Consider the following 12,782-nt stretch of genomic DNA (forward strand, 5'->3'; position numbering starts at 1 on the left):
ATTAATCTGCCAGTTCCCGCAGATCCACAGGGACAACGCGCGATATACCTTGCTCAACCATAGTCACTCCGTAAATTACATCGGTACTGGCTATGGTTCTTTTATTATGTGACACGATGATGAATTGCGAGTCTTTGGAAAAGGTGCGGATAATGTTATTAAACTTATCAATATTGGTATCATCAAGCGGCGCGTCAACCTCATCAAAAATACAGAACGGCGCAGGTTTAAGCAGGTAAAGCGAAAAGAGGATTGCTGTTGCGGTAAGCGTTTTTTCGCCGCCTGATAGCTGGTTTATAGATAAAGGGCGTTTACCTTTTGGCTTGGCAATAATATCAATATCCGATTCGAGCGGGTGCTGCGGATCAGTCAGTACGAGGTCGCATGAATCCTCCTCATTAAAAAGGGAACGGAATACCTTGATGAAGTTTTCACGTACCATAATAAAGGCAGTCATGAACTTTTCCTTCGCGGTATCGTCAATTTCCTGTATGGTTGCCAGTAAAGATGCTTTTGCTTCGCTCAGATCCTTTTTTTGCGCTTGTATAAAGGTATAACGCTCATTCATCTCGTTGTATGCCTCAACAGCCATTGGGTTAATGGCGCCAAAGTCGTCCAGTTGTCTTTTTAGCTTTTCGGCTTTCTCGCGCAGGTCATGCTCGTTTTCATCGGCAGGTGTTTCTGTTTCGGGCAGCTCTTCAATATCAATATTAAACTCAACCGAAAGTCGCTCTTTCAGCGCATTTAGTTCCAGCTTAAGGTTATTACGTTCTTCTCTTAATTCGTTCTCAATAACTTCGCTGTTATCTTTTTTCCGGCGCAGGGCGGTTGTTTCATTTTCGTTTTCGGTAATGATTCCGCGCCATTGATAATATTCCTGTTCGGCCTGTTGAGTTGCTTTTTCAAGCGCTTCTTTTTGCTCGTACATTTCCAGTAATCCCTCGTCGGAGTTATCGGCCTGTTTAAGGTTTTCCTGTATGGCTATTTTTACCTGTTCAAATTCAGCGCTGTTTTGTTTAATGCGGGCTTCCAGGCTTTCCTGCTGGGTATCGCGGTAGTCAAGATCTTTTACCAGACCTGACACTTTGTTTTGCTGCTGATGGAAGCGGATATTTTCCTGGTTGTAAGCGTTTGATTGTACAGAAACGTACTCATTCAACTCATTAAAGGCTGCCTGTTTCTCAACCAGCAGATCGTTTTGAATTTGTTTCTGAGTTTTAAGCTCGGCAAGCAAGGGTTGCAGGTTTTGCATTTCCTCGGCAATGGAGGCAATTTTGCGGGCAATATCTTCCTTGCGGTTAAGGCTGTTTTCAATAAACGTTTGATATTGTTCCTGTCGGGTTTTAACCGTGATCAGTTCGGTATTTAAGCGGTTCAGAATCTGCTGCTGTTCATTTAGCTCGGCTGCCTTGGTTGATGCCTTTAAAGCCGTAAGCTGGTTCTGTAACGCGTCTGACCGGGTTTTTAAGCCATTAACCTGATTTTCAATGTTCTTGATCTCTTTGGCCAAATTTTCGAGGTTCTTGGCACGACCAATCCTTTTGCCCTCAAACAAACCCACCGAACCGCCAGCCATGGTATGTTTTGATTTATTGAACTTGCCGCTTTTGCCAATCAAAACCACGCCATCTGGTAATGCGGCATTATTTATCTGATGGTCTTTATCATCATCAATCAGGTAAACATCTTTTAACAGGTGATTACAAAGGTTATTGTAGCGCTTATCAACTTCAATTACTTTTAGTGCAGATACCGCGCCCGCGTTTTCAAAAGCGGGATTAGCAGGCGATACTTCGGCATAATTGTCAAGGATAAAAAAATGCGCCCTTCCCCGTGAAGACGTGCTCAGTAGATTAATGGCCTTTATGGCCTCGTCATAGCTTTCAACCACATAGTGGTTCATGAGTGGTTCCAGGTAGTTTTCAATGGCTACACGGAATTCCTCACGGCAAAACAGTACGTCGCTGAATAAGGGGGCGTTTTTAGCCCAGTCGGTATTTTTTTTCAAAAAGCGAATCGACTCCGGAAAACCTTCCAGATTGTCGACCATGCTTTTGGTAAGGTTATATTCGTTTTGTTTGGCGTCGAGCTTACGGCTTTCTTTAATAATGGCATCCTTAACTTCTGTAAGCTCGGTATCGGTGGCAGTGATCTGTTCTTTGAGCTTATTCTCAGCTTCCAGCGATGATTGGTACTCATCATCAAGGGTTTCCTTTCGGGCTTGCAGCTCGGCAACTACCTGGTTAAAGTGCGAAAGCTCCACCTCTTTGTTGGTGGTATCCTCCATGTTGCGCTGGCTTTCCTGTTCCAACGCCTGTTGCTGTATCTGCAGTATATCAATATCCTTTTCGGCTTTGTAAGCCTGGTTTTGCAGACGGGTATTGATATTGGTTAGCTCATTCAGCTCGTTACGTGCCGATCCCTGTTGCTGCCTCAGTTCGTCAACCGCTTCTTTCAGATCGGTTACTTTGCTCTGGATAACCTGCAGGTTTTCATCTTCCGTGGCTTTCTCTTCCGAAAGACGCTTGATATTATACAGCACGTGGTTAAGCTGGTTTTTATCGCGATCAAGCTCTTCGCCCAGGCGTGCTTCCTTATCCTGTTGAAATTTGAGCTGTTCGTTCTTGATCTTTTTCTCACTTTCGTAAGCCCTGATCTTTGAAATAAATTCGTTAGTGGTTTTTTGCTGAACCGAAAGATTTTTCTCTTTGGTAATACTATCCAGTTTTTGCTGCTGCAGGGTAGCTTCTAAAGCATCAATTTGGGCTACAATGCCTCCTTTTTCTGCTTTTTGCTTTTGCTCCTGCTCCTCAATCTTCTTTAACGATTCGCTGAACGATACGATGCGGAACGAAGCCAGCATGATACTGAGCGTTTTGTATTGCTCCTTGATGCGGTAATAACGTTCGGTTTTTTTGGCCTGGTTCTCCAGCGTTTTCAGGTTCTTTTCTATCTCGAAAAGCAGGTCTTCCACGCGTTCCAAATCGGCCTCTGTATCTTTTAGCTTACTAAAAGTTTGTTTTTTACGGAGCTTATATTTGGATATGCCCGATGCCTCTTCAAATAAATTACGGCGCGAGCCTTCTTTATTGGTGATGATCTCATCTATCATCCGTAGCTCGATAATAGAGTAGGAGTCGGAACCAATACCTGTATCCAGGAAAAGATCGGTAATATCCTTCAATCGACATTGTACGTCGTTAAGACGGTATTCGCTTTCGCCGGTACGATAAAGCTTACGGGTTAGCGTTACCTGTGAATAATCAGTTGGCAGTACATTTTTGGTATTATCAAAAGTAAGGGAAACTTCAGCAAGGTTGGCCGATTTACGGCTTTTGGTCCCGTTGAAAATAACGTTGTCCATTTTCTCGGAGCGGAGCATACGGGTGCTCTGTTCGCCCAAAACCCACCGGATAGAGTCGACCACATTTGATTTTCCACAGCCATTTGGCCCTACAATAGCAGTTACACCCTCATTAAAATTAATGGTGATCTTATCTCCAAAACTCTTAAAGCCCTTGATTTCTAAGCGGGTAAGCTGCATTTATATTATTGTGTCCTTACAAAAATCGAACCTTCAAAGTAATCATAAAAAAATGATTTTATTAAACTTTTTTGGTGGGTAAATTTAAATGAGATAGAGGCTGAACATATCATAAAACAACTGTCATGCTGAGCGAAGCGAAGTATCTATTATTCGCTATCCTTATCAAAGAATAGATACTTCGCTTCGCTCAGTATGACAAAAAAAGTTGGTTACAGTGCCACGCTGATCTCTCCCTTTAAATAGGTGACGGCTTTACCGCTCATGAGCACCCGGTCGCCTTTGAGTTCGCACCAGAGTTCTCCCCGGCGGGCAGAGATCTGGTAGGCATGAAGACTGTTCTTGCCCAGTATTTTTGCCCAGTAGGGTATGAGGTTGCAGTGTGCCGAACCGGTAACCGGGTCTTCCGGGATGCCTGCTCCGGGGGCGAAGAAACGCGATACAAAATCTGAATTATCTCCACGGGCGGTTACAATTATGCCAACGGTATCCATCTTGGAGAGTGCAAAAAAATCTGGTGAAATATCCCTAACATCCTGCTCCGTTTCATAAACTAAAAAGTAATCCCTTGATCTTAAATAAGCCACCGGCTCTTTTTCGCCAAGAGCTTCTTTCAACCCCATTGGCGGTTCGATAGGAATAGGCGGCCTCGACGGGAAATCCATGGTGTATTTATCGCCATCTTTTTTTACAATAAGTGTTCCGGCCTTGACGGTTTCAAAATGGATGGCATCGCCCTCAAAGCCCAGTTCGGTAAATAATATATGTGCCGATGCCAGGGTGGCATGGCCGCAAAGGTCAATTTCATATTCGGGTGTAAACCAGCGTAATTTATAACCGTTGCCGGTTTTTACCAGAAAGGCAGTTTCAGCGAGGTTGTTTTCTATAGCTATCTTTTGCATAACCTCGTCAGGGAGCCATTCGGTAAGTGGGCAAATAGCGGCGGGGTTGCCCCCAAAAAGTTTATCTGTAAATGCGTCGGCCTGATATATGGGTATTGTCATAAGAAAGATGTACTTGATAAAGCTAAATTACTTTTTTATTATGTGAATATTAAATCATATTCATATAACGTATCGCGGATAATTATATTCGGTTTTAACTTCAATTTCATCAATATCAATCAAACAAAGTGAATTGTTGATTTAAGTTTTGTCCGTCATCTATTCTTATTTTATTGACCAACAGATGTGCCTGGCGGGTAGGTTCGGGTATGCGGTAACCCCTAATACAGTTTTTAATGATCTGTACACTTTGCTCCATGCTTACGCGGTGCCCCGGGGAGATGTAAATAGGATTGCAGTTTGGTTTACTGCGCAAGGCTATGCCTATAACCTCGCCCTTGTCATACATTGGGCTTTGATCGAAAAGATGGTTGCCGGGCTCATCATAACGGCCTGTAAGGCGACTTTTGGCGCTGCCGATAGACGGTGTGTTGGTAACAAGCCCAAAGTGGGTGGCGATGCCTGTACGGCGCTCATGGGCTATGCCCTGGCCATCCAACACCATTAGGTCTGGTTTTACTTCCAGCTTATTCCAGGCGTCAAGTAATGCTGGTACTTCACGAAAGGCAAGCAAGCCAGATATATAAGGAAATTTTGTTTTGGAGATGGCTGTTGCGGTACCTATTACTTTCAGTTCAGGATAGTTGAATAATACAATTCCTGCATATACTACCTCTGAGTATTTATTGAAAGATATATCGGCACCACCTACGGTTTGAATAGGTTTATCAAGTGGGGATAGATTGATCTGCCTGCGTAAGTCATGCTGGTAAGCAATAGCTTGTGCAGGTGTAAGATGCTCGTATTGGGACGGTTGCATGAGTATAAAACGCAAACTACCATTGATTGTTTACGATACGAAAAATAGCTATAAAAACAAAAAGCCATCGGATTACCAATGGCTTATATACATTATTGCGGGTTATAAAATTAACCTAAATACGATTTTAATATTTTGCTCCTTGAAGTGTGACGCAGGCGTTGCAGGGCCTTGTCTTTGATCTGGCGTACACGTTCACGGGTAAGGTTAAATTTCTCGCCAATCTCTTCTAATGAAAGCGGATGATTGGTGCCCAGGCCGAAGAATAATACAATAATTTCACGTTCGCGCTCGGTAAGCGTTGAAAGTGAACGTTTGATTTCTTCAGATAACGACTCGTTAATTAATATCGAATCGGTATTAGGTTCCTGGTTTTCGAGTACGTCGAGCAGGGTATTTTCTTCACCCTGTACAAACGGGGCATCCATAGATACATGGCGGCCGGAATTGCTTAAGGTGTCGGAGATCTTATCAACGGTGGTTTCCAGTATGTCGGCAAGTTCCTCGGGCGATGGTTCGCGCTCGTACTCCTGCTCCAACTTTGAAAACGCCTTGCTGATTTTGCTTAAAGAGCCTACCTGGTTTAAAGGTAAACGTACAATGCGCGATTGTTCGGCAATGGCCTGCAGAATAGACTGACGGATCCACCAAACGGCGTATGATATGAATTTAAAACCTTTGGTTTCGTCAAAACGCTTGGCAGCCTTAATTAAACCTAAGTTTCCTTCGTTAATTAAATCGCCGAGTGTTAAACCCTGGTTTTGATATTGTTTAGCTACAGATACAACAAAGCGCAGGTTGGTTTTGGTTAAACGTTCCAAAGCCGCCTGGTCACCTTCGCGTATTTTTTGGGCTAATATTACTTCTTCTTCAGCAGTTATCAGATCAACTTTACCAATCTCGTGAAGATATTTATCCAGCGACTGCGACTCGCGATTGGTAATGGATTGCGTTATTTTGAGTTGTCTCATTTATCTTAATAAACCTTCCGTATTTTCTATTGAATACAGAACGTGCAAAGTTATAAAATTGTTCTAAAAAAATACAATCAGATGGTGTATTTTAAAAAAAATTATGCTATATGGGTGTTTTATAAAGCCTTGATTTTTAGGTGTTAATAAAAGTCAGATAAAGAAAGTGTTATATTTTTGAATATTAATTGTTTTGATCGCTGAGCGGTATGGTTTTTGTGGAGTTCGTAAAACAACGCTTAAAACTCATTTAACTTAAATACATCTTTTACCCTGATTCCCTTTTCGGTTTGTTGTAATGTACAGCATTCATTTATAGGGTCATGTTCCAGGTAAAGGATATACTCTTTTTCTACGGCTTCGGTTAAAAATAGTTTCTTTTCTGACAGCGTTTTTAAAGGAAACATGTCATAAGCCATTACGTATGGAAGCGGCAGGTGCCCTACAGATGGCAGCAGATCGGCCATGTAAAGTATGTTTTTGTCCTTGTAGTTGATAAGCGGCAACATCATGGCGTCGGTATGCCCATATACAAACCTTACATGAAAGTTGTCGGTAAATTTCACCCCGTCTGTAGCCTCAATAAATTTTAATTGCCCGCTTTGTTGTATCGGTAATATGTTTTCCTTTAAAAAGGAAGCCTTTTCACGATCGTTAGGGTTTATTGCCCAGTCCCAGTGTTGGGGGTTGCTCCAGTAAACCGCGTTCTTAAAAGCGGGGATAAGCTTGTCGCCTTCCCTTGACACCGCACCGCCCACGTGGTCAAAATGCAAATGTGTTAAAAACACATCGGTAATATCATCACGATGAAAACCCAGGGCAGCTAAGGATTTATCGATAGTAGCATCTCCGTGCAAATAATAATAACTGAAAAACTTTTCATCCTGCTTATTACCAATGCCGGTGTCAATTAATATGAGGCGGTTACCGTCTTCCACCAACAGGCAGCGCATGGCCCAGGTACACATATTATTTTCATCGGCAGGGTTGGTTTTGTTCCAGATGGTTTTGGGTACTACACCAAACATGGCCCCGCCATCTAATTTAAAAAAACCGGTATCTATTGTATGGAGCTTCATGAGTAAGTCAAAATTCAAAATTCAAAAACTTTTCTGACGTAATATTAATGAAAAAAAGGAAAGGCCGATAGCTTTATAGAAATTCAAAAGTCACCCCCCCCCCCTTTCCGACGTAATTAACAAAAAAAGAAAAGGCCGGTAGTTTTAACCACCGGCCTTTTGAATTTAGACTTTTAATTTTGACTTAAATATGTATCACTTCGCCGTAAGCTGCAGCGGCTGCTTCCATTACAGCTTCGCTCATGGTTGGGTGAGGATGTACCGATTTGATGATCTCGTGACCGGTAGCTTCCAGCTTACGTGCGGTAACTACTTCGGCAATCATTTCGGTAACGTTATAACCCAGCATGTGAGCGCCCAGGAATTCGCCGTATTTGGCATCAAATATCACTTTTACAAAACCATCCTTAGCTCCGGCCGCGCTGGCTTTGCCCGATGCAGAGAACGGGAACTTACCAACTTTAATTTCATAACCGGCTTCTTTAGCCGCTTTTTCAGTATAACCAACAGAAGCAACTTCCGGAGAGCAATAAGTACAGCCTGGAATGTTGTTATAGTTTAAAGGTTCAGGGTTTTGACCAGCGATTTTTTCTACGCAGATAATACCCTCGGCTGATGCAACGTGTGCCAGGGCTTGTCCTTTAACAATATCGCCAATAGCATAAACACCTTCTACGTTAGTGCGGTAAAAATCATCAACCAGTACTTTGCCTTTGTCGGTTTTAACACCGTTTTCTTCAAGGCCAATACCTTCAATATTGGTTGATATACCTACGGCCGATAAAACGACCTCAGCTTCCAGTACTTCTACACCTGTTGCGGTTTTAACATTTACTTTGCAAAGATTGCCGCTGGTATCAACAGATTCAACGTTGGCGCTGGTCATGATATTGATGCCTTGTTTTTTAAGGATACGGTTTAGTCCTTTTGAAACTTCCTCATCCTCTAACGGAACAATATTGTCCAGGTATTCAACAACAGTAACTTTAGTGCCTATTGAATTGTAGAAATAGGCAAACTCAATACCTATGGCGCCCGAACCTACTACCACCATTGATTTAGGCTGCTGCGGCAATATCATTGCCTGACGATAACCGATAACCTTTTTATTGTCCTGCTTAAGGTTTGGTAACTCGCGTGAGCGACCGCCTGTAGCCAATATAATATGTTTAGCTGTAATATCTTTAGTTGAGCCATCGTTGCTTTTTACTTCAACAACACCTTTTGATTTCAATTTACCAAAGCCAACAATAACATCAATCTTGTTTTTTTTCATTAAAAACTGAACGCCTTTGCTCATGCCATCGGCTACACCGCGGCTTCTTTTTATCATAGCTTCAAAATTAACTTCGCCTGTACCGTTAATATTTACGCCATAATCGGCAGCATGGGTAATGTACTCAAATACCTGCGCGCTTTTTAGCAAAGCCTTGGTAGGGATACAGCCCCAGTTAAGGCAGATGCCTCCCAATGATTCTTTTTCAATAATGGCAGTTTTTAAACCGAGCTGGGAAGCACGGATAGCCGCTACATAACCACCCGGGCCTGATCCTATAACAATTAAATCGTAGTCCATATTTTTAATGATAATACTTTTATAATTTAAAATTTTGTTTAGTACGGATTAAAGCTAACACGTGTTGTTGCGCACATGGGTTAATTTTAATGGCCCAAAGCTAAGTAAAAGGGGCGAAACGAGAAAATGGAAACCTTAGCTTAAATACTCCCGGGGTTTATTATTTACAATAATATGCCATTGACTTAATTAAGCAATAGTTAATTATGAATAATATATAAAATCTACCTTTTTACTGTGTGTTTAAGTTGTTATTATTATAAAATGTTGAAAAGTATATAATAATTGTTAACATTAACTTAATATTGACAATCAGCCTATTAGTTATCTTTGCGGCTAATTAACATAAAGTATAATTAAAAAAGGCAATTTATGAGGAAGCATTTACTTCTTTTATTATTATTAACCGGTTTTACGTTCCTGATAAACAGGAACGCCGCTGCGCAGGGTGTTACCACCGCCAGCGTGAATGGTATCGTATCTGATACCAAAGGCGCTATCCCGGGCGCAACGGTAACCATTACACACATGCCTACCGGTACGGTGTACTCTACTGTAAGCCGTGCAGACGGTCGTTACAACATTCCTAACTTAAGGGTAGGTGGCCCTTATACCTTTAAAGTAAGTTTTGTAGGTTACAAAAATTTTGTTCAGGAAGGTATCACCCTTTCAATTGGTCAGGATCAAAAGATCAATTCCAAGCTTGAGGATAATACAACTTCTTTAAGTGAGGTTGTTGTTACCGGCTCACAGGGCAGGGTTATTAACTCATCGCGTACAGGTGCACGCGAAACAATTAACCGCCAGCAAATTGAAAATTTGCCTACTGTAAACCGTTCATTATCTGACTTTACTAAATTAACACCTTCAGCTAATGGATTAGCTTTTGGCGGTCGTAGCAGTAACTTCAATAACATTACTGTTGACGGAGCTTTATTTAACAATTCATTTGGTTTGTCAGGTACATTAGGTGGTCAAGCCTCATCTCAGCCAATTTCGTTAGACGCGATTGATCAGATTCAGGTTGATATTGCCCCTTATGACGTTCGTCAGGGTAACTTTACCGGTGCCGGTGTTAACACAGTAGTAAAATCAGGTACCAACGAGGTTAAAGGTACGGCTTACTATTATGGCCGTGGTGTAAGGTTAACAGGCTACCATCCAGGTACAACCAATTTGCCTATTACTCCATTTGATTATCATACCAATGGTGTTGCTGTAGGCGGCCCAATCATCAAAAATAAATTATTCTTATTCGTATCAGGTGAGCAGGAAAGAATCAGCCAACCGCCTGCAACTACTTATGTTGCCGGTGGTACAGGCGTAAGCGGCTCAAACGTATCAAGCGTACAAGCCAGTACACTGGATGCCATCAAAGCTAAATTAATTGCTTTGGGGTATAATCCAGGAGCTTATCAAGACTATGTTTATGAAACTTCAAGTGATAAAATTACGGTTAAGCTTGATTGGAATATTGACAAGAACAATACCTTAAGCGCCAAATACTTCTACTTAAAATCACGTAAGGATCAGCCTGCAAGTAACTCAGGTATAGGTAACGGTTCATTCCTTGATCCAACGGATCCACTTGGTAAAAAAACTATCTCTGTAGGTTATGGCACAACACGGGCTCCTGGTCCTAATACACTGCCTTTTTATGGTTCTGGTTATACCATTAATAACAACTTTAATATTGGCATAGTTGAGTTAAACACCCGTATCAGCAACTCTATGTCAAACAAACTTACTGTTGGCTATTCAGCCTTAAGAGATTTTCGTAATTTCTTAGGTAATGGTTCAGTGCCAATGGTTGATATCGGTAACGGTACATCGGATGACCAAGGTAACATTATCACTGCAGCAAGTGCAACAGCTACCAGCTTTGGTTCTGAGCTATATACTGCCGGTAACTTATTAAATACCAACATCTGGCAATTTGCTGATGATTTTACCATATACTCAGGTAAGCATGAATTTACCATTGGTACAAGTAACCAGATCCAAAGCTATGTTAATGGCTTTGCTCCTGATTACAACGGTTTGTACACTTATAACTCAGCCTCTGATTTTTTAAATGACAGGCCTGCAAATGGCTATACGTTACGTTATTCGGCTGTAGGTAACTCATTCCCTTTCGCCAAAATTAAGGCCTCTATATATAGCGTTTATGTGCAGGATAAATTTCATGTTACCGATAATTTCAGGTTAACATACGGTTTAAGGGCAGATTATGATGCTTTCCCTACTTCATTGGCTCCAAATGCCAATGCTGCTGCTTTAACTTTCCAGGGCGGTACTCATGTTGACGTGTCTAAATTGCCTAAAAACAGGGTACAACTTTCACCTCGTGTAGGCTTTAACTGGGATGTTAATGGCGATCAGTCAACACAGATACGAGGTGGTTCTGGTTTATTTACAGGTTCTGTACCCTTTGTATGGATATCTAACCAGGCTTCAAACAATGGTTTATTATTCGGAGCTTATACGATCAACTCAGATCCTAAAAAAGCACTGGCAGATCAAGATCCACGCCTGAAGTTTAATCCTAATCCAAATGCTAACCGTCCGGCAGCTGGTGCAGCAAGTACCTCCTACGAATTGGATGTTGCTGATCCGAACCTGAAATATCCAAAAATCTGGAGAACAAACCTGGCGATCGACCAGAGATTACCTGGTGGTATCATCGGTACTATCGAAGGCGCATACACCAAAGATATCCGTGCTATCTATCACCAGAATTTAGTTTTATCTGACGGTTTTACAACGCTTCCGGGTGTTGAAGGTCAGATACAGTATAACTCTAAAAACACTACTCCGGCACCGGCTGCATCAACAATTACGAACCCATCAATCAGTGGTTTATATTATATGAAAAATACCAGTAAAGGTTTTTCATACTTTATTACCGGTCAGTTACAAAAAAGCTTTACCAACGGTTTTGCTGCCAGCTTAGCTTATACTTATACCAAATCAAAAGATGTTAACGATGGCGGTTCAACAGCAGCAACCATTTGGAGTACCCGTTATGTTGCCGGTAACCCTAACGGCGATAATCTTTCGAACAGTTCTTACGTTCAGCCTAACCGTATAATTGCAACTGTTTCATATCGTAAACAATATGCTAAAAACCTGGCAACTACAGTAGGTTTGATATTTGAAGCTTCAAACAACGGTGCTATATCATACATCACCAGCGGCGACCCGAATAATGACGGTGCTACTAACGATTTGATGTATATTCCTAAGAATAAAGGAGATATTACATTGGTTGCAAATGATGCAAAAGATTTGCGTACACCAGATCAGTTATGGACTCAGTTGAATAACTTTATTAACCAGGATTCATACCTGAGCCAGCACAGAGGCCAATTTGCACAAAGAAATGGTGCTATATTGCCAACTTACAAACGCCTTGACTTACACTTTGCTCAGGACTTCTTTATCAAAACAGGTAAAGTGAAAAACACCTTAGAGGTTACTTTTGATGTGATCAACTTTACTAACCTGTTAAACCGTAACTGGGGCTTGTATCAGGTTTCATACAGCGGGTTTAACAATGGCGCAACTACTGTGTTAAAATATATAGGTAAAGGTGCTGATGGTAAAGCAACTTATTCATTCCCTTATCTTGATGCAAACAACTTGGTACCTGTTACGAATTCATACAAAACAGATATCAGCCAGTTTTCACGTTTCCAGGCTCAGATTGGTGTTAGATACATATTTAACTAAGATCGCCGCACAGGAAAATCATAAAACAACAAAAGCCCGGCAAATTGGCGAGGGCA

At 41.6% G+C, this 12,782-nt stretch carries 7 protein-coding genes; 1 reads left to right on the plus strand and 6 read right to left on the minus strand.

The genetic code is table 11. The features are described from left to right. Position 1 precedes the first annotated feature (1 nt). The 6 genes from smc to lpdA form a co-directional block, all read right to left on the minus strand. Entirely contained in the window at positions 2–3,544 is a 3,543-nt protein-coding gene (gene smc / locus SNE25_RS11775) for a chromosome segregation protein SMC (protein WP_321565299.1), read from the minus strand. A gap of 212 nt (positions 3,545–3,756) precedes the next feature. Continuing rightward, positions 3,757–4,548, minus strand: coding sequence for a PhzF family phenazine biosynthesis protein (locus SNE25_RS11780; protein WP_321565300.1), 792 nt, complete (start codon positions 4,546–4,548; stop codon positions 3,757–3,759). 115 nt (positions 4,549–4,663) lie between these two features. Continuing rightward, a complete protein-coding gene (gene nfi / locus SNE25_RS11785; protein WP_321565301.1) occupies positions 4,664–5,368 on the minus strand; it encodes a deoxyribonuclease V in 705 nt (234 codons plus the stop codon). Positions 5,369–5,478: 110 nt separating this feature from the next. Further along, positions 5,479–6,339 (minus strand): sigma-70 family RNA polymerase sigma factor, encoded by an 861-nt coding sequence (locus SNE25_RS11790; protein WP_090466905.1) that lies wholly within the window; start codon positions 6,337–6,339, stop codon positions 5,479–5,481. Positions 6,340–6,578: 239 nt separating this feature from the next. Next, the gene (locus tag SNE25_RS11795; RefSeq protein WP_321565302.1) at positions 6,579–7,418 is read right to left on the minus strand and encodes an MBL fold metallo-hydrolase; all 840 of its coding nucleotides are present in this window, start codon (positions 7,416–7,418) and stop codon (positions 6,579–6,581) included. Positions 7,419–7,602: 184 nt separating this feature from the next. Beyond that, positions 7,603–8,994 (minus strand): dihydrolipoyl dehydrogenase, encoded by a 1,392-nt coding sequence (gene lpdA, locus SNE25_RS11800; protein WP_321565303.1) that lies wholly within the window; start codon positions 8,992–8,994, stop codon positions 7,603–7,605. A 372-nt stretch (positions 8,995–9,366) separates the two neighbouring features. Between lpdA and SNE25_RS11805 the strand changes: the two genes are divergently transcribed. Next, complete coding sequence (locus tag SNE25_RS11805) at positions 9,367–12,726, plus strand: TonB-dependent receptor (protein WP_321565304.1); 3,360 nt, start codon at positions 9,367–9,369, stop codon at positions 12,724–12,726. The last annotated feature ends 56 nt before the right edge of the window (positions 12,727–12,782 follow it).

The organism is Mucilaginibacter sabulilitoris (assembly GCF_034262375.1).
In the GTDB taxonomy this organism is placed as follows: domain Bacteria; phylum Bacteroidota; class Bacteroidia; order Sphingobacteriales; family Sphingobacteriaceae; genus Mucilaginibacter; species Mucilaginibacter sabulilitoris.

Coding starts and splice junctions, on each gene's coding strand:
- SNE25_RS11790 (WP_090466905.1), bottom strand. CDS start 6,339: ATGAGACAACTCAAAATAACGCAATCCATTACCAATCGCGAGTCGCAG.
- SNE25_RS11805 (WP_321565304.1), top strand. CDS start 9,367: ATGAGGAAGCATTTACTTCTTTTATTATTATTAACCGGTTTTACGTTC.
- smc (WP_321565299.1), bottom strand. CDS start 3,544: ATGCAGCTTACCCGCTTAGAAATCAAGGGCTTTAAGAGTTTTGGAGAT.
- nfi (WP_321565301.1), bottom strand. CDS start 5,368: ATGCAACCGTCCCAATACGAGCATCTTACACCTGCACAAGCTATTGCT.
- lpdA (WP_321565303.1), bottom strand. CDS start 8,994: ATGGACTACGATTTAATTGTTATAGGATCAGGCCCGGGTGGTTATGTA.
- SNE25_RS11795 (WP_321565302.1), bottom strand. CDS start 7,418: ATGAAGCTCCATACAATAGATACCGGTTTTTTTAAATTAGATGGCGGG.
- SNE25_RS11780 (WP_321565300.1), bottom strand. CDS start 4,548: ATGACAATACCCATATATCAGGCCGACGCATTTACAGATAAACTTTTT.